20 protein-coding genes are annotated in these 17,060 nt (G+C 70.3%); 10 read left to right on the top strand and 10 right to left on the bottom strand.

Annotation, left to right across the window (positions count from 1 at the left end; genetic code table 11):
- Positions 1-4 precede the first annotated feature (4 nt).
- The 3 genes from AWQ68_RS43640 to AWQ68_RS23125 are packed head-to-tail and all read right to left on the bottom strand — an operon-like array spanning position 5 to position 2,015.
- On the bottom strand, positions 5-211 hold the full coding sequence (locus tag AWQ68_RS43640) for a hypothetical protein (protein WP_066943530.1): 207 nt from the start codon (positions 209-211) through the stop codon (positions 5-7).
- Positions 211-1,671 (bottom strand): multicopper oxidase family protein, encoded by a 1,461-nt coding sequence (locus AWQ68_RS23130; protein ID WP_066943528.1) that lies wholly within the window; start codon positions 1,669-1,671, stop codon positions 211-213. The genes AWQ68_RS43640 and AWQ68_RS23130 overlap by 1 nt, the downstream gene beginning before the upstream one ends.
- Entirely contained in the window at positions 1,668-2,015 is a 348-nt protein-coding gene (locus AWQ68_RS23125; RefSeq protein ID WP_066943526.1) for a hypothetical protein, read from the bottom strand. The genes AWQ68_RS23130 and AWQ68_RS23125 overlap by 4 nt, the downstream gene beginning before the upstream one ends.
- 267 nt (positions 2,016-2,282) lie before the next feature.
- On the opposite strand from AWQ68_RS23125, the gene AWQ68_RS44005 reads away from it, so the two are divergent.
- Positions 2,283-3,419 carry a sensor histidine kinase gene (locus AWQ68_RS44005; protein WP_066943524.1) on the top strand — a complete coding sequence of 379 codons (1,137 nt, stop codon included), beginning with the start codon at positions 2,283-2,285 and terminating at the stop codon, positions 3,417-3,419.
- Positions 3,416-4,087 carry a response regulator gene (locus AWQ68_RS44000; RefSeq protein ID WP_066943522.1) on the top strand — a complete coding sequence of 224 codons (672 nt, stop codon included), beginning with the start codon at positions 3,416-3,418 and terminating at the stop codon, positions 4,085-4,087. The genes AWQ68_RS44005 and AWQ68_RS44000 overlap by 4 nt, the downstream gene beginning before the upstream one ends.
- Positions 4,088-4,264: 177 nt before the next feature.
- Here the strand turns inward: AWQ68_RS44000 and AWQ68_RS23110 are convergent, their stop codons facing one another.
- The 3 genes from AWQ68_RS23110 to AWQ68_RS23100 all read right to left on the bottom strand — a co-directional run bounded on the left by AWQ68_RS23110 (position 4,265) and on the right by AWQ68_RS23100 (position 6,604).
- Positions 4,265-5,884, bottom strand: coding sequence for an MFS transporter (locus AWQ68_RS23110; RefSeq protein WP_066943520.1), 1,620 nt, complete (start codon positions 5,882-5,884; stop codon positions 4,265-4,267).
- 194 nt (positions 5,885-6,078) lie between these two features.
- Positions 6,079-6,423: a VOC family protein gene (locus AWQ68_RS23105; protein ID WP_066943518.1), complete on the bottom strand. Its 345-nt coding sequence runs from the start codon at positions 6,421-6,423 to the stop codon at positions 6,079-6,081.
- Between the two features lies 1 nt (position 6,424).
- A complete protein-coding gene (locus tag AWQ68_RS23100) occupies positions 6,425-6,604 on the bottom strand; it encodes a ribbon-helix-helix domain-containing protein (protein WP_066943516.1) in 180 nt (59 codons plus the stop codon).
- Between the two features lie 58 nt (positions 6,605-6,662).
- On the opposite strand from AWQ68_RS23100, the gene AWQ68_RS23095 reads away from it, so the two are divergent.
- The 4 genes from AWQ68_RS23095 (at position 6,663) to AWQ68_RS23080 (ending at position 9,593) form a co-directional block, all read left to right on the top strand.
- A complete protein-coding gene (locus AWQ68_RS23095) occupies positions 6,663-7,136 on the top strand; it encodes a cupin domain-containing protein (protein WP_066943514.1) in 474 nt (157 codons plus the stop codon).
- Positions 7,137-7,288: 152 nt separating this feature from the next.
- Positions 7,289-7,861, top strand: coding sequence for a TetR/AcrR family transcriptional regulator (locus AWQ68_RS23090; RefSeq protein WP_066943512.1), 573 nt, complete (start codon positions 7,289-7,291; stop codon positions 7,859-7,861).
- Between the two features lie 113 nt (positions 7,862-7,974).
- Positions 7,975-9,150 carry an acyl-CoA dehydrogenase family protein gene (locus tag AWQ68_RS23085; protein ID WP_066943510.1) on the top strand — a complete coding sequence of 392 codons (1,176 nt, stop codon included), beginning with the start codon at positions 7,975-7,977 and terminating at the stop codon, positions 9,148-9,150.
- Positions 9,151-9,368: 218 nt separating this feature from the next.
- Positions 9,369-9,593, top strand: coding sequence for a hypothetical protein (locus AWQ68_RS23080; protein ID WP_066943508.1), 225 nt, complete (start codon positions 9,369-9,371; stop codon positions 9,591-9,593).
- A 90-nt stretch (positions 9,594-9,683) separates the two neighbouring features.
- On the opposite strand, the gene AWQ68_RS23075 is transcribed toward AWQ68_RS23080, so the two are convergent.
- Together AWQ68_RS23075 and AWQ68_RS23070 are read right to left on the bottom strand one after the other, a co-directional pair.
- The gene (locus AWQ68_RS23075; RefSeq protein WP_066943506.1) at positions 9,684-10,859 is read right to left on the bottom strand and encodes a GDSL-type esterase/lipase family protein; all 1,176 of its coding nucleotides are present in this window, start codon (positions 10,857-10,859) and stop codon (positions 9,684-9,686) included.
- 57 nt (positions 10,860-10,916) lie between these two features.
- On the bottom strand, positions 10,917-11,486 hold the full coding sequence (locus tag AWQ68_RS23070) for a TetR/AcrR family transcriptional regulator (protein ID WP_066943504.1): 570 nt from the start codon (positions 11,484-11,486) through the stop codon (positions 10,917-10,919).
- A 203-nt stretch (positions 11,487-11,689) separates the two neighbouring features.
- Here AWQ68_RS23070 and AWQ68_RS23065 point away from each other — a divergent pair, with 203 nt between their 5' ends.
- Positions 11,690-12,949: a PP2C family protein-serine/threonine phosphatase gene (locus AWQ68_RS23065; protein ID WP_066943502.1), complete on the top strand. Its 1,260-nt coding sequence runs from the start codon at positions 11,690-11,692 to the stop codon at positions 12,947-12,949.
- Between the two features lie 19 nt (positions 12,950-12,968).
- Here the strand turns inward: AWQ68_RS23065 and AWQ68_RS23060 are convergent, their stop codons facing one another.
- On the bottom strand, positions 12,969-13,499 hold the full coding sequence (locus AWQ68_RS23060) for a MarR family winged helix-turn-helix transcriptional regulator (RefSeq protein WP_066943500.1): 531 nt from the start codon (positions 13,497-13,499) through the stop codon (positions 12,969-12,971).
- A 152-nt stretch (positions 13,500-13,651) separates the two neighbouring features.
- Here AWQ68_RS23060 and AWQ68_RS23055 point away from each other — a divergent pair, with 152 nt between their 5' ends.
- The 3 genes from AWQ68_RS23055 to AWQ68_RS23045 all read left to right on the top strand — a co-directional run bounded on the left by AWQ68_RS23055 (position 13,652) and on the right by AWQ68_RS23045 (position 15,852).
- Positions 13,652-14,422 (top strand): pirin family protein, encoded by a 771-nt coding sequence (locus AWQ68_RS23055; protein WP_066943498.1) that lies wholly within the window; start codon positions 13,652-13,654, stop codon positions 14,420-14,422.
- An 81-nt stretch (positions 14,423-14,503) separates the two neighbouring features.
- Positions 14,504-14,854 (top strand): GNAT family N-acetyltransferase, encoded by a 351-nt coding sequence (locus AWQ68_RS23050; RefSeq protein ID WP_066943496.1) that lies wholly within the window; start codon positions 14,504-14,506, stop codon positions 14,852-14,854.
- The gene (locus tag AWQ68_RS23045) at positions 14,851-15,852 is read left to right on the top strand and encodes a pirin family protein (protein ID WP_066943494.1); all 1,002 of its coding nucleotides are present in this window, start codon (positions 14,851-14,853) and stop codon (positions 15,850-15,852) included. Before AWQ68_RS23050 ends, AWQ68_RS23045 begins: the two co-directional genes overlap by 4 nt.
- 31 nt (positions 15,853-15,883) lie before the next feature.
- On the opposite strand, the gene AWQ68_RS23040 is transcribed toward AWQ68_RS23045, so the two are convergent.
- Complete coding sequence (locus AWQ68_RS23040) at positions 15,884-16,942, bottom strand: sensor histidine kinase (protein ID WP_066943492.1); 1,059 nt, start codon at positions 16,940-16,942, stop codon at positions 15,884-15,886.
- Positions 16,943-17,060: the final 118 nt, after the last annotated feature.

The raw sequence follows: 17,060 nt of genomic DNA, 5'->3' as shown, positions 1-17,060 counted from the left end.
GGGTTCACCGTCCGGGTGATCGAGTCGACGCGACGGACCCGCCCGTCCGCGGCGAACCGGGCGAACAGGCAGACCTCGAGTCGAGGGTGATCCCGTCGTTGCGGAACTCGATCTCGGGTGCGTAGTAGCGGTCGACGATCGCGGCCGGATCCTCCGGACCGAAGGCCGGCTCGTACGGCAGGCGGGTCAGGAAGGCGTGGAAGCCGGGCATCAGACGACCTCGAAGGTGCTCATCATGGCCATGTCCTCGTGTTCGAGGTTGTGGCAGTGCAGGACGTACCGGCCCCGGTAGCCGGTGAAGCGGGTGATGATCTCGACGGTCTGCGCCTCCCGCAACTCGACGGTGTCCTTCCATTCGGGCGGTCCGCTCGGGCGTTCGCCGCCGACCGACAGCACCTGGAAGGGCGCCAGGTGCAGGTGCACGGGGTGGGCGACGTCGCTGGTCAGCCGCCAGATCTCGATGTCGCCGAGCTTCGGCCGGGCATCGACGCGACGGGCGTCGAAGGGCTTGCCGTTGATCATCCAGCCGGTGTGACCGTGCATGTTGCCACTGGTGAACTCGAAGTCCCGGGTCACCACGGCCCGGTCCGGGTCGAGGCGCTCGACGCGCGACAGCGTCGCCGGGACGGCCGAGTCGTCCTGGGCGTCGCGCTCGACGGTGAAGCGCATCACGCGGGCCTGGGCCCCTTCACCCGCGAGGTTGCGCAGCTCGACGTGGTCGCCCACCCGGTATGCGGCGAAGTCGACCACCGCCTCCACGCGCTCGCCCGGCGCCAGCCGGATCCGATCGACGGTCTGGGGCTCGGCCAGCAACCCGCCGTCCCCACCGATCCGTACCAGCTTGCCGGGAGGCGACAGGGCCAGCTCGTACGTGCGCGCGTTGGAGCCGTTGAGGAACCGCAGCCGGTAGCGGGCGCGGTCCACCCCGAGCTGTGGCCAGGGCGCGCCGTTGACCAGGATGACGTCGCCGAGCACGCCGCCCATGAACGCCTCCCCGGCACCGGGCCCGTCGTTCCGCACCGGGTACGGCATGGTGCCGTCAGGGCCGAAGGAGCGGTCGCAGATCATCAGCGGCACGTCCCGCTCGCCTGACGGGAGCGGCAGCGCCTTCTCCTCGTCGTCGACGACGAGGAAGAACCCGGCCAGCCCGCGCCATACCTGCGGCCCCGTGTAGTCCATGCGGTGATCGTGGTACCACAGCGTGGCCGCCCGCTGCTCCAAGGGGAAGACGTAGTCGCGGTGCGCGCCCGGCTGGACCAGGTCGGTCGGATAACCATCGGATTCCGGCGGGGTGTGGCCGCCGTGCAGATGGGTCACGGTCGGCGCGCCCAGTTTGTTGGCGACGCGTACGACGGTCCGGCGGCCGCTGCGTGCCCGGATGGTGGGGCCGGGGAACTGCCCGTCGTACCCCCAGATCGGGGTGCGCAGGCCGGGCAGGATCTCCACCTCCGCCGTCCGCTGGACGAGCTCGTAATAATCGGCGGTGGCGTCCGTCCGGTACGGCTTCGCCACCGCGGGCAGCGGGAGCGGCACTGTGTACGGCGTGGGCAGCGGCGCGCTGCTCGCCAGGAGCCGGGGCAGCGGGGTACGGCCCAGCAGCGAGCAGCCCGAGACGCTCAGCGCCGCGGTCACGCCGAACAGCCGCAGCGCCTGCCGTCTGGTCACCGTCATGCCGACGCCGTCGTGGCGCGACCGGCGGGCCAGGCCCGGCTGAACCGGAGCAGGCTCGCTCCGAACATCAGCACGCCGAGCGGGACGTGCAGGGCCTTCATGTGGGCGATGCCCAGCGCCATCTGGGCCAGCGTCATCACCAGCATGGCGACGGCGGACAGGATGAGGCCGCGCTGCCGCGTCAGCAGCGCGGCGACCAGGTGCAGCAGCACGGTGACCGCCACGGCGATGGCCGTGGCGCTGTGCGCCGTCCGGCCGCCAGGTGAGGACAGCAGCAGCCCGGCGGTGACGGCCTGGAGCAGCAGGGCGACGGTCTGCGCGGCGAGGGCGATACGCAAGAACATGGTCTTCCTTAGCGGGGCGAGGGGTTGGCGACGCTGACGATCGTGACGATCAGCACGAAAGCGGTCGGGGTGCGCGGGGTGTCCTGACTGGGGTTCCCATGACCGGAATCGTCGTCCGGCCGCCGCTCGGGGGCGTCCCACGCCGGGAGTGATCTGCCCTACCGCACCGGGACCAACGATCCCGCCGTATATACGCCGTGGGGAGTACCTCGGAGATACGGCACCGCATGGATGAGGAGATTTCCGGTTCGCCCGTATGGTGCTGGGGTGCGGTTTGATCTGAGAAGGCACGCGACCGTGCCCGACGCCGTTCTCGGGCTGATCCTTGCGGTCCTGCTCAGCGCCGGCGCCGCGACGGTGCCCGGACTCGGCCCGTCGAGTTACGCGGCCATCGCCGTCGGATGTCTCGCGCTCGCCGTACGCCGTCAGGCGCCGACCATGGTGCTGCTCGTCACCACGGCATGCATGCTCGCCTACGCGGTCGGCGCCGACCCCGCTCCGCCGGCCGCCTTCCCCGTCATGATCGCCGTCTACACCGCCGTCAGGTACGGGCACCGGAACGCCGCCGCGATCGGCGGCCTCGTGTTCCTCGCCGGTTCGCTGGCGGCCTCGCTGACCGCCGACGCGGCGCAGCCGCCCAAGGAACTTGTGGAACGGACGATCCTGTTGCTGGGCTGGTTCGTGGCCGCCGGCGTCGGCGGGACGGTGAGCCGGCACCGGCAGGCATATCTGGAGCAGGCCGAACAGCGGGCCGCCGAGGCCGAGCGCACCCGGGAGGAGACCGCGCTGCGCCGTGCCGGGGAGGAACGGCTGCGCATCGCCCGCGAGCTGCACGACTCGCTCACCCACAGCATCTCGGTCATCAAGGTGCAGGCCGGTGTGGCCGTCCACCTCGCGCGCAAACGCGGCGAGGAGGTGCCCGGAGCGCTGCTGGCCATCCAGGAGGCCGGCGCCGATGCCATGCGGGAGCTGCGTGCCACCCTGGAGGTGTTGCGCGACTCCGACGATCCGGCGGGCAACGGCCTGGAGCGCGTGGACGACCTGGTCGCCCGGGTCGGCGCGGCGGGGCTGCCCACGACGGTGACGGTCACCGGCTCCGCCCGCGCGCTGCCCGCCCACGTGGAGCGCGCCGCCTACCGCATCATCCAGGAGGCGCTGACCAACGCCTCCCGTCACGCCGGCCCCGCCACCGCCACGGTGACCCTCGCCTACGGCACGCGGGAGCTGACGGTCCAGATCGACGACGACGGCGTGGCCTCACCGTCCGATCCGCCCACCCCCGGCAACGGCCTGACCGGCATGCGCGAGCGCGTCACCGCGCTCGGCGGCCGCCTGCACGCCCACCCTCGCCCGCACGGCGGGTTCACCGTCCGCGCCGAACTCCCCACCGAGGACCTCTCGTGATCCGCATCCTCCTGGTCGACGACCAGCCCCTCATCCGCGCCGGCTTCCGCGCGCTGCTGGAGGCCGAAGACGGCTTCGAGGTGGTCGGCGAGGCCGCGGACGGAGCGTCGGGACTGGCCCTGATCCGCGAGCTGGTGCCCGACGTCGCCCTCGTCGACGTGCAGATGCCGGGCATGAACGGCATCGAGACGACCGGGCGGATCGCCGCCGACCCCAGCCTGTCCGGCGTCCACGTGATCATCCTTACCAACTACGGGATGGACGAGTACGTCTACGAGGCGCTGCGCGCCGGCGCCACCGGGTTCATGGTCAAGGACACCGAGCCGGCCGACCTCCTGCACGGGATCCGAGTGGCCGCCCGCGGGGAGGCGCTGCTGTCGCCGGTGATCACCCGCCGCCTCATCGCCGAGTTCGTCGCTCGCCGTCCACAACCGGCCCCATCAGGGGCGAGCCAGCTCACCGAGCGCGAGCGCGAGGTGACCGCGCTGGCCGCGCACGGGATGTCCAACGACGAGATCGCCGCCCATCTGGTGATCAGCCCGGCCACGGCCAAGACCCACATCAGCCGCGCCATGACCAAACTGCACGCTCGCGACCGCGCCCAGCTCGTCGTCTTCGCCTACCAGTCCGGCCTGGTCAGCAGGGAGGGCACACCTCCGAGGAGATGACTCCCGTCGCCGGCGGCCCGTCGTCACCGTCCCGGCCTGGTGCCGGACTGCGGAGATCATCGACGCGCCGGTGGATTCGCTGATCGGCCTGATCTCGAAGATCAACGCCGATCAACGGGGTGGTCCCGGACGGGTGGCGGGAGACGGTCGTGTCGACCAGATCGGCCATCGTGGCGGCTAAGCAGATGTGCCGATGTCGACGGCGCCTGGAACGCTGGGCTGGTGGTCGGCTGGTCGGCGTCGTCGCACCAGGACGCACGAGACGGCGCCGACCGCGATCACGGCGATGGGCAGTGCCAGGGTCGGCCGCATCGCGTGGACGAACCCGTGCTCGAACACCGACTCCGCCGTCTGGTGAATGTGCTGGATGAGGCTCGTCGGCGTTCCCGGCGGCGGCTTCGGCGCCGCGCCGGTCTGCCCGGCGCCGACTTCCAGGCCGCCCTTCGCGGCATTGGTGAAGCCGGCCAGGAACTGGTCGCGGACGCTCGCCGGAAGGTCGGCTGCCTGCTTGGCCGCCTCGGTGTGGAGTGAGGCGGCGAGGCGGTTCTGTAGCACCGCGCCGACCGCGGCGCTGCCGCAGATCGTGCCGATCTGCCGGATCGTGTTCAGCACGCCGGAAGCGGCCCCGGCCAGCCTGGGCTCCACGTTGCGCAGCGCGACCGTGACCATCGGGCCGAACACACAGCCGATGCCGAACCCGGCCACGATCAGGGCGGGCTGGAACTCCCACCACGCGCGGCCGACATCGGTGACCAAGGTGAGCCAGGCCATGCCGACCGCGAACAGGGTCAGGCCGGCCATCAGGATGTACGTGCCGCCGATCCGATCCGACATCCGGCCCGCGACCGGCGACAGGAGCGCCGATACCACCATCGCCGGCGCCATCACCAGACCGGCCTTGAACGCGCTGAAGTTCAACACCGACTGCAGATAGATCATCACCGGCAGGAACAGGCCGATCATGCCAACCTGGACGGTCGCGGACACGAAACTCATGACCGCGTAGCCGCGGTCGCGGAAGAGCACGAAGGGCAGCAGCGGTTCGTCGCCCTGACGGCTGCGCTGGTAGATCAGGAACACCACCAGCAACAGCGCGGCCCCGCCCAGCAACGCCCAGATTCCGGCGCTCCAGTCGTACCGCTCGCCCTCGGTGAGCGCGAAGGTCAGACAGAACAGCGTCGCCGTGGCGAGCACGACGCCCGGCATGTCCAGTTTGCGGCGGACATCGTGCCGGATGTCAGGCACGAGCATGACGGCCATTGCGAGCACGACCGCGCCGATCGGGACGTTCACGAAAAAGATCCAGCGCCAGTCGATCGTGCTGACGAGAAACCCGCCGAGTGTGGGCCCGGCGATCGTGGCCACGCCCGCGACCGCGCCCCAGACACCGAGCGCCGCACCCCGGCGCTCGGCCGGGAACGTGCCGATGATGATCGTCATCGTCTGCGGCACCAGCGCCGCGGCGCCCAGCCCCTGCACAACGCGGGCGATGATGAGCTGGGCCGGATCCTGCGAAAGGCCGCAGAGCACGGACGCCACCGTGAACAGCGCGACGCCCCCGACGAACATGGTGCGTGGCCCGCGCACATCGCCCAGCCGCCCGGAAGTGATCAGCAGCGCGGCGAGAACGAGGACGTAGACATTGATCACCCACAACATCTCGTCGAGCGACGCGTGCAGCTTGTCGATCATGCTGGGGATCGCAACATTGACGACCGTGATGTCCAGCAGCGTCATGAAGAATCCCAGGCTGAGGGTCAGCAGCACCACCCAAGGGTTGCCGCGCCATCTGCTCATTCGTATCTCTCCGTGTGCTTCTCGAATCGCCGGACCCGGGCGTCGAAAGCGGCGCCATCGAGCGGGGATCGACACGTCCTGCTGCCCTCATGTCCTCGACCGGCGCCCGCGTGCAGTACGGCTCCGCGCGCTCGTACGCACGCAGGCACCCGGTCGGCCGAGGCGGATCAGTCCACTCGGACCACAGGCACGTGTCAGCTCTTGGTGGGGGCCTGCAGGCTCCACAGCCGCCCGTCGGGATCACGGACGGTCATCTCCCGGGTCCCGTAGTGGGTGTCCCCGAACGGGGTGACCACCTCGACGGCCGGGTCGGGACGGAACTGGTCCGCGTCGGCCACCTTCAGCGCGAGCTGCACCCCGGGCGCTCGATCCTCGGGGATCTCGGCAACAACGAGATAAGGCCCCTCGCCGTTGCGGAACACACCGGAACCATCGCCGGTGGCGATCTCCAGCTCAAAACCCAGTGCCTGGAAGAACTTCGCGGTCTTCCCCCAGTTGTGGGTCTCCAGGAACACCGCCTCGAACCCCTCGGTCGCCATGTCACGACTCCTTTCCGGATGATTGCTGTCGTTGCCCCTGGGCGTCGTCGAGGTAGGCGCGCAACGCGTCGGCGACCAACGCCGACAAAGACATGCCCGTCTCGATCGCGTGATGCTTGACCTGCCTGATCAGCCCTACCGGCAGGTACACGTTGAACTGCTTGACTTCCGCATCACCCATGAGGGTGATGCTAGCATGCTAGCAATCTAGCAAGCTAATCCCCGAGAAGGAATAACGCATGTCTGTTCTTGCGGCGAACCCGCACGACCCGGTTGTCGTCCGCGCCGGCGATGCCGAGCACCTGCCTGAGATCGGTCACTACCTACTGGCTGACGCCAGTGCCAGCAACGGTGCGCTCAGCGCCCACCGCATCCAACTCGCCCGCGGCGCCGATGGTGCGGTGGCACATCGGCACAACCACTCATCCGAACTGTTCTTCATCATCGACGGAGCGCTCGAAGTGCTCGTGGGTTCGGAGATCATCACCGCTGGTTCCGGCGACTTCCTGGTGGTCCCGCCGTGCTGCGACCACGCCTTCCGCGCCGACCTGAACAGCACGGCCGACGCGCTGATCGTGATCACTCCTGGCGTCGAACGGTTCGACTACCTTCGGCAGGTCGCCCGGATCCGCCGGGGCGAAGCCGGCCGCGACAGCCTGCTCACCGAACAAGACCGTTACGACACCCATTTCGTCACCAGCCCTGCCTGGTAGGTGGCTGGGGACGGGAGAAGACCTCCTGGTCAGCGCGGAGGGCACACCTCCGAGGAGATGACTCCCGCCGCCGGCGGCTCGTCGTTCCTGTCAGAGGTACGGCGGGAGCGTTCCGACGGGGACCATGGGACGCCTGTGGCTAGGCTGAACTCATGCCGTCGACCCGCCGTACCGCCCGACAGTCCGACCTGCTCGAGCGCCTGGTCGCGCTGCTCGCCGCGGAGGGGTTCGCGTCGTTCACCCTCGATGACCTGGCCGTACGGCTCCGCTGCTCGAAGACGACGCTGTACCAGCTCGCCGGGAGCAAGCAGGACCTGGTCAAGGAGGCGGTCAAGCACTACTTCCGCGGCGCGGCCGAGGAGATCGAGAAGCGGGTGGCGGCGACCACCGCCCCGGCGGACCGGGTGCTGGTCTATCTGGAGACCGTCGCCGAGCAGTTGCGACCGCTGTCGCGGCGGTTCCTCGACGACATGGCGGACTTCCGGCCCGCCCGCGAGGTGTACGAGGCCAACACCCGGCTGGCCGCCGACCGGGTCAGGCAACTGATCGCCGAAGGCGTCGCGGCCGGCGCCTTCCGGGAGGTGCACGCCGCGTTCGTCGGCGAGGTCGCGGCCGCCACGATGCGGCAGATCCAGCAGGGCGAGGTGGGGGTGCGCACCGGGCTGAGCGACTCCGAGGCCTACGCGCAACTGGCGTCACTGATCGTGCACGCCGTCTCCTCCTGAGCCGGTCCGCTCTTATCGGCATCCATCCCTTTTTCCCGCTCTTGGCGGATATCCGGCGTACTGCTATTGATACTGTCGTACTCTCATCAGTATCGTTCCCGTGGAGGCTCCCGATGCCCGCCACCCGTACCCTCCCGACCCGCGAAGCCGCCGACCTGATCGATCTGACCCGCTCGCTCGTGAGCAAGGAGCTCGCCCCCCGTGCGGCCGAGGCGGAGAGCGAGGAGCGGTTCCCCCGGGACGTCTTCCTCACGCTGGGCCGCGCCGGACTGCTCGGACTGCCCTACTCCGAGGAGTACGGCGGGGGCGGCCAGCCGTACGAGGTCTACCTCCAGGCGCTCGAGGAGATCGCCACCGTCTGGTCGAGCGTCGCGGTCGGCGTCTCGGTGCACGCGCTCTCCTGCTATGGCCTGGCCGCCTACGGCACCGAGGAGCAGCGGCGGGAATGGCTTCCCGACATGCTCGGGGGCGAACTGCTGGGCGCGTACTGCCTGTCCGAGCCGCACGCCGGCTCCGACCCGGCGGCGATGCGCACCCGCGCCGTCCGGGACGGCGACCACTACGTGCTCAACGGCGCCAAGGCGTGGACCACCCACGGCGGGTACGCGGACTTCTACACCGTGATGGCGCGTACCTCGGACCACCGCTCGCGGGGCATCTCGTGCTTCCTCATCCCGGCGGACACGCCCGGCCTGACCGCCGCCCCGCCCGAGCGGAAGATGGGCCTGACCGGCTCGACCACCGCCACCATGCACCTGGAGGACGTACGCGTCCCCGCGCACCGCAGGATCGGCGAGGAGGGTCAGGGCCTGTCGATCGCGCTCTCCTCGCTGGACTCCGGCCGGCTCGGCATCGCCGCCGTCGCCACCGGGCTGGCGCAGGGCGCCCTGGACCACGCGGTGCGTTACGCCCAGGAGCGCGAGACCTTCGGAAAGCCGATCATCGAACACCAGGGGTTGGCGTTCGTGCTGGCCGACATGGCGGCGGCGGTCGAGTCCGCCCGCGCCACCACCCTGGCCGCCGCCCGGCTGAGGGACCACGGGCTGCCGTTCACCACCGAGGCGTCCATCGCCAAGCTCGTCGCGACCGACAACGCGATGAAGGTGACCACCGACGCCGTACAGGTGCTCGGGGGCTACGGCTACACCCGGGACTTCCCCGTCGAGCGGTACATGCGCGAGGCCAAGGTGATGCAGATCTTCGAGGGCACCAACCAGATCCAGCGCATGGTCATCAGCCGGGCGCTCACCCGCCCCGCGAGGGGCGGCATCACGGTGGTCGGAGAGTGACGCGCTCCCCCGCCTGAAGGCCGGGGATCCAGCCCGTGCCGCGTCATGCGACACCTCCGAGGCTTCCGGGCTGTGCTGGACTCTCCCCCTGCGGGAGAGCCCAGGCTGGGGTGCGTGGACGGAGATCTGCTGCCGATCGGGCAGTTCGCCACGTTGAGCCGGTCGAGCGTCAAGCAGACGCGACCCAGGACGACCTGGGGCTGCTGACGCCGACACACGTGGAGACCGATTCCGGCTGCCGCTACGTCCGTCGCGCGCAGGCCGGGCAGGCGCCGTCCATCGGGCCGCTGCGCTCGCCGGACGAGCCCGCCTGGCCCGTCATGGAGGAATTCATGGCCGAGCACGGGCTGGTCGCCAACGGTCCGCACCACGAGATCTACCTGAGCGCGCTGGACGATCCGGCGCCGCGCACCGTGCTGCGCCAGCCGGTACGACCGGCTTGAGGCGCCTCAGCCAACTCCCGCCCGGTACCGCCGAAACCCGGACCGATCCTCCTCACGGGCGGTACGAGGCGCGCGCGACCCCGATTCCGGTCAGCCTGACGTGGGGGCGAACGGGCCGCCGGGGCCGAACGCGAGCCGCGCGAAGTTCTCGCCGATCCGGCGGTGTGCCGCCGGATCGGGGTGGATCTCGTCGGGCAGCGGCAGTTCCGCGTAGTCCTTCTCGCCGTACAGCTCGCGGCCGTCGAGGTAGTGCAGGTTCGGGTCGTCGGCCGCCCGCTGCTCGACGATCCGGGTGAGCTCGTCGCGGATGACGGTGAGCGTCAGGCGCCCGGCGGCGCGTTCGGCCGGGTCGCCGGTGGCCGTGAACCGTAGGGTACCGCCGTCGAAGTCCGGCGCGAGAGGACCGGGGGTGTCCTCCTGGACCGGGCACAGGATGGAGGACACGACCAGCAGCGGCGTGGTCGGATGCCCTTCGCGGATGGTGTCGAGGAAGCCGTGGACCGCGGGCCTGAAGGCGCGCAGGCGCATCACGTCGGAGTTGACGATATTGATGCCGATCTTGACGCTGATCAGATCCGCGGGGGTGTCCCGCATCGCGCGGGCGGTGAACGGGTCGAGCAGGGCGCTGCCGCCGAACCCCAGGTTGACCAGTTCCACTCCGCCCCGGGCAGCGGCCAGGGCCGGCCAGATGGCGGTCGGGCCGGCGGCGTTCGAGCCGTGGCTGATCGAACTGCCGTGGTGCAGCCACACCCTGCGCCCGCGGTCCGGCGCCCGCTCGACCGGGGCGTCGGTACGCAGGGCGATCAGCTCGGTGATCTCCGTATGCGGAAGCCAGATCTCGACGTCCTTGTCACACGGGGGCAGATCGGTGAACCGGGCGGTGCCGGGAGGCCCTTCGCGCAGTTCGACGGTCTGGGTGGCCATGTCGATCGTGCGGACGTTGCCGCCGGTCACCGTGGTCCGGGCGGCGAATCGGCCGTCGACCAGCAGGTCGTACACGCCGTCCGCCGGGGTCGGGAGACCTCGGTAGGCCCTCTTGGTGGGCAGCGTGTCCAGTTCGATGGTGGTGGCCCGGGTGCGGAAGGCCAATCGCACGCCGGACGGCTGGGCCTCGGCCATGGCCAGCTGCTCGTCAGGGATCTGCCGACGTGCCCAAGCGGGCAGCCGGTGTGGCAGCAGGCCATGCTCCGTGCGTTCGATGTCGAGGACGCCGCGCAGGATGTCCCCGGTGATGGGCGTGGTGATCCAGTCGTACTTGGTATTCATCGCTTCAGCCTGTTGAGGGAAATTCTTGGATTGTTGGGGGTGCGCGGTCCCTGGTGATCAGGATGTGGTCCAGGTGCGCAGCAGGGCGTCGAGGGAATCCACGATCCAGGACCAGGACTCCTGCGAATCGACGGCGGTGTGGCCGAAGCTTCCGCTCATCTCCAGGCTGACGTAGCCGTGGAAGACGCTGCCCAGCATCCGTACCGCGTGTGTCTGGTCCGGCTCTGTCAGGTCGTAGCCGCGCAGGATCGCCCGCGTCATCTGGGCGTGCCGGACGCCGGCGCTGGCGGCCGCCGTCTCGGGGTCGAGCCGCAGCCGAGCCGCGGCGTAGCGGCCGGGGTGCTCCCGGGCGTAGTCGCGGTAGGCGTCCGCGAAGGCGGCCAGGGCGTCCTTGCCGGCTCGCCCGGCCACGGCCTCGGCGACCCGGTCGGCGAGTTCCTCCAGGGCGAACAGGGCGATCCCGGTCTTGAGGTCCTGCGAGTTCTTCAGGTGCGAGTACAGACTCGCGACCTTGACGTCGAACCGCCGGGCGAGCGCCGAGACGGTCACCTGGTCGAAGCCGACCTCGTCAGCCAGTTCCGCCCCCGCCCTGATCAGGCGTTCCGCGGTCAACCCCGCTCGAACCATAAGCTTCCTCCTACGCAACGACAATCATTATGCGTTTGCCTAATGGCTTTAGGCAAACGCGGCATGCCGGCCGCCTGCCTGCGATCCAGGCCACGACTGCGCCGTACGGCCTGGATCGCGTGCTGTCGGGCAGTGGGCGCGCGCACGCCGTGAGTCTCCTACGTTGAGATAAGGGCCATACCACGGCGAAGGAGCGTGGCCCCATGGCAGCGGAAGTGGACCATGCGGCGTTGTTCGCCGCCACGCCGAGCCCGTGCCTGGTGCTGGATCCGGACCTGGTGATCGTCGATGTGAACCCGGCGTACCTGGAAGCGACCAAGCGGTCCCGGTCCGACCTGATTGGCAAGCATGTTTTCGAGGCATTCCCCGACAATCCGGCCGACCCGGACGCCGATGGCGTACGGAACCTGGATGCCTCGTTGCACCGAGTTCTGGCCACCGGCAGGCCGGACACGATGGCGCTGCAGAAGTACGACATCCCGGTCATGAGCCAGCCGGGGGTGTTCGAGGAGCGGTGGTGGTCACCAGTCAACACTCCCGTGCTCGGGCCGGACGGGAAGGTGGCGTGGATCATCCTCCGTGTCGAGGACACGACCGTGTTCGTCCATGCATACCAGGCCCGGCGCCTGGGCAAGGAGTGGCGGCCGGATCTGGGGGAACGGCTGGAGGCCGCCCAGGCCCTGGAGGCCGAGCTGTACGCCCGAGCCATTCAGCTGCAGCGGCTCAATGAGGAGCTGCGCCAAGCTCACGCTCGGGAGCGTGAAGTCGCGGTCACACTGCAGGAGGTCATGCTCCATGCTCCCGACCTGGCCCTCCACAGGGACGTGGCGGTCCGCTACTTGCCCGCTACCGGCTCCCTGAACGTGTGCGGAGACTGGTACGACCTGGTCGACCTGCCCCCCGACGCCATCGCCGTGGCGGTCGGCGACGTCGTCGGTCACGGCCTCGAGGCCGCCGCCGTTATGGGCATGCTCCGCAGCTCCCTCAGCTCCGCCATCCGCGCCATTCCACGCCCCGCCCAAGCGCTGGAGGTCCTCGGTCTGTATGCCCGCTCCATCGACGGCTCGCTGGGCACCACCGCCGTCGAAGTACTGATCGACCGGCGCAGCCACCTGCTCATCTACAGCAGCGCCGGCCACCTTCCGCCGGTGCTGGCTCATCCCGGCGGTGGCTGCACGCTGCTGGACCAGGCCACCGACCCACCCCTGGGCGTGCGCCCCTATCACGTCCCCCGCCCGCAGGCCACCCTCGGGTACGTCCCCGGCGACGTTCTCGTGCTCTACACCGACGGGCTCATCGAACGCCGCGATGAGGACATCGACACCGGGCTGGGCCGCCTGACTGACACCCTTACCGAGTGCACCGGGCTCGGCGCAGAACACCTGGCCGACACCCTGCTTGCCCGCCTCGGTGTCAGCGGCGGCGGCCGCGACGACATCGCACTGGTCGTCATCCGGCTCTGACGCCTCAGCGCCGGAAGCGTCAGCGGGGGTCGGCTTCGGGGCCGGCGTCCGCGTTGTCGAGGCGGTCGAGGATCCGCGTGCTCAGCCGTTCGAGCAGGGCGACCTCCTCGCGGCTGAACCCGTCGAAGAAGAACCGCCGCACCACGCCGACGTGACCGGGCGCGGCGGCGGTGATGGCCTGGCGCCCCTTCTCGGTGAGCACGACGAACGCGCCGCGCCCGTCCTCGGAGCACTCCTCGCGCTCGACGAGGCCACGGCGCCGCATCCGGGTCAGGTGGTGTGACAGCCGGCTCTGCTCCCACTGCAACGCCCATTGCAGCTCGTACGGCCGAAGCCGCGCCTCGGGGGTGTCGGTGAGGTGGACGAGCACCTCGTAGTCGGCGGGGGACAGGCCCGACTCAAGCTGGAGCTGGCGGTTGAGCGCCGCCGCCAGCCGGCCCTGCATGCGCAGGTAGGCCCGCCAGGCACGCTGCTCGTCGGCGTCCAGCCAGCGCGCGTCGTGTCCGGAGGCCGCCCGATCGGAGGGACCGGGCCGGGAGGGACCGTCCATGCCGTCCACCCTATCCGGAACGATGACACGTCATGCGGTTGGAAATAAATGACGCGTCATCTACGTTGCGGGCCGAATGTAGATGACAGATCATCTACAGGGCCGGACACCCGCGTACGGCCCTTCGGGCGAGACCTCCGGAAGGGGATCCCATGACCAGGAACACGCCGACTCCGCGCGTGGATGTCCGCCGCGCGGACGAGCGGTTCACCACCGCCACCACGTGGCTGGATTCCCACCACTCCTTCTCCTTCGGCCATCACCACGACTCGGACAACACCCACCACGGCGTGCTGCTGGTCAACAACGACGACCGCGTCCTCCCCGGCACCGGGTTCGACACTCACCCGCACCGCGACATGGAGATCGTCACCTGGGTCATGGAGGGCTCCCTCGTCCACCAGGACTCGACCGGCCACTCCGGCGTGATCTACCCCGGCCTGGCGCAGCGGATGAGCGCGGGCACCGGCATCCTGCACTCGGAGAAGAACGACTCCTGGCGGCTGCGGGGTGGCGCGGCGCATGACGAGCCGGTGCACTTCGTCCAGATGTGGGTCGTCCCCGACGAGCCCGGGATCACGCCCGGTTACGAGCAGCTCGAAATCGAGGCCGAGCTGCTGTCCGGCGGCCTGGTGCCGGTGGCGTCCGGTATGGACAAGCACGACGGCGTCTCCGCCATCCGGATCAAGAACCGGTACGCCGCGCTCTACGCCGCGCGGCTGCGACCGGAGCAGAGCGTCGAGCTGCCCGAGGCGCCGTTCCTGCACCTGTTCGTGCCGCGCGGCACGGTCGCCCTCGAGGGCGCGGGCACGCTCGGCCCCGGCGACGCCGTACGGTTCACCGCGACGGGCGGCCAGCGGGTGACCGCGGTCGAGCCCGCCGAGATCCTGGTGTGGGAGATGCACGCCACGATCGCCGCCTGACCGTCACCGCGCCAGGAGTTCGTCCGTACACCCGGGATATCGTGGGGCGATCCGGGCGCCCGTCGAAGGAGCCGAGACGTCATGGAACACACCGAACCACGGGTCGTCGACGACCCGGAGGCCGGCCGGTTCGAGATCACCGTGGAGGGGAAGGTCGTCGGCTTCGCCGACTACCGGCGCCGCGGATCGCGGATCTCGTTCACCCACACCGAGATCGACCCCGCGTACGGTGGCCGCGGCCTCGGCTCGACGCTGGTCCGGGGCGCGCTGGACGCGTCCCGGACCGCCGGGCTGTCGGTCCTGCCGTACTGCCCGTTCGTCCGCGACTACATCGCCCGGCACCCGGGCTACCTCGACCTGGTGCCGCCCGACCGGCGCGAGGGCTTCTCCCTCCCCGCCGGTGCGGGCGACAGCGACGGAGAGCCGGCGTGACCGCCCCGCCGACGCCTGAGGCGTACGAGTGCGCGGCGGCGACGGTGACCGAGCCGGAGAGCGTGCTCCTGGCAGGGCACGACGTCCCGCTCGGCCGCTACACGACGGTGCGCCGGCTGCTGCCGCAGCGGCCCCGCCGGATGGTGGGGGCCTGGTGCTTCGTCGACCACTTCGGTCCGGACGACGTACGTGACCGTCCGGGCATGCAGGTGCCGCCGCACCCGCACACCGGGCTGCAGACGGTCACCTGGCTGGCCGAGGGAGAGATCCTGCACCGCGACAGCCTGGGCAACGCGCAGACGATCGTGCCCGGCCAGCTCAACCTGATGACGGCGGGACACGGCATCGCCCACTCCGAGCAGACGCCGCCGGAGCATCCGGCGGTCATGCACGGCCTGCAGCTCTGGGTGGCGCTGCCGGAGGTGGCCAGGCACGGCGCCGCGCGGTTCGAGCATCACGCCGCGCTGCCGTCGCTGCGCGAGGGCGACGTCACGGTAACCGTCGTGGTGGGCGAGATCGGGTCACTCCGCTCCCCCGCGCTGGTGCACACGCCGCTGCTCGGCGCCGAGGTGCTGTTCCACGGTCCCGGCCGGTGTCGGCTGCCGGTCGATCCGTCGTTCGAGACCGCCGTGCTGGTCATGTGCGGCGCGGCGCGCGTCGCGGGCGAGCCGCTCTCCCCCGGCGCTCTGCTGTACCTCGGGGAGGGCCGCTCCGAGCTGGTGATGGAGGCCGACGCGCCCGCGCGGCTGTTCCTGCTCGGTGGCGAGCCGTTCGAGGAGCCGCTGGTCATGTGGTGGAACTTCGTGGCGCGTTCACATGAGGAGATCGTGCGGGCACGCGAAGACTGGATGCGGGACGCCGGTTTCGACGAGGGGGGTCACCCGGCCACCCGCTTCGGCAGGGTCGGCTCCTGCGAGGAGGGCCCGCTCCCGGCGCCCGAGATGCCCACCGTACGGCTCAAGGCCCGCGACCGGCACGGCCGCGTCCAGGCCGGGTAGGCCGTTTCAGCGTCCCAGCCGCTTTCCCCGGTCAGGAGGAGAGCGGCTGGGGGGCCGGAACGGCGACGGGGGTGGTCGTCAAGGGAAGGCGCAGCACGAAGCGCGCCCCTCGCGGGGAGTCCTCGATGGTGAGGGAGCCGTGGTTGGCCATGGCGGCCTCCCGGCTGAAGGCGAGACCGAGCCCGCTGCCGCCGGGGTCACGTCGGCGCCCGTCCGCCAGCCGGACGAAGGGTTCGAAGACCCGCTCGCGGTCCTCGGGCGCGATGCCGTCGCCGTCGTCCTGCACCACGACCACGGCCTGATCTCCCGCGCGTTCCACCTGGACGTCCACCCGTGTGTGCGCGTGCCGCTGCGCGTTGGCCAGCAGGTTGCCCACCGCCCCGATGACGGCCAGCCTGGTGGCGAAGGCGGTCGGCTCGCCGCTGGCATGGAGCCGCACCTGCACGCCCTGGGCGCGGAACGCGATCTCCTCCCGTACCAGCTCGGTCAGGTCGAGCGGCTCGGGAGCCGCCGAACCGGCGTTCTTCACCTTCGTGTACGCGAGCAGCTCGTCGATGATCGCCTGGAACCGCTCGGCGCTGCGCAGCGTGGCACGCAGCGTCTCGTACGGGTCGACCTCGTCGGGGTAGTCGAGCGCCTCCTCGACCTGGGCGCGCAGCGCGGTGACGGGTGACCGGAGTTCGTGGGAGACCAGGGAGGCGAATCGGCGCTGGTTGGTCATGACCTCCTCCAACCGCTCGAACAGCTTGTTGGAGGAGCGGGCGAGCCGCGCGATCTCGTCGTCGCCGCTCGCCTGGGGCAGCCGCCGCAGGCTCAGGTCATTGGTCGTCAGGTCGATCCGCTTCGTGATCGCCTTCAGGGGGTGGAGGATGCGGCCGACCACCAACCAGGTGATCCACGCGGCGGCGACGGCGAGGAGCAGGACGCCTCCGGCGATCCACGCCGCGGTGAGCGGCTGCGTTCCACGCGGGACGCGTCCGCCCATATTGCTACGAGCCACGAAGTCGATGGCCGCGCCGGCCGTGATGAGAACCACGAGGAACAGCGCTCCGACGACGAGGGTGTACCGCCCCTGGATGGAACTGGGCAATGGTAGGTGCGGCCTTCTCGATCTCATGGCGGTCTCCCCCTCTGACCTCCGGCACCGACAAAGGGAAAAACCTTACGAAAACCCCTGACTAATCCCAACACCGGTCAAAGAACGTCAA

It is taken from the genome of Microtetraspora fusca (genome assembly GCF_001570365.1).
In the GTDB taxonomy this organism is placed as follows: domain Bacteria; phylum Actinomycetota; class Actinomycetes; order Streptosporangiales; family Streptosporangiaceae; genus Microtetraspora; species Microtetraspora fusca.
This window is presented reverse-complemented; position numbering and strand designations above follow the sequence as displayed.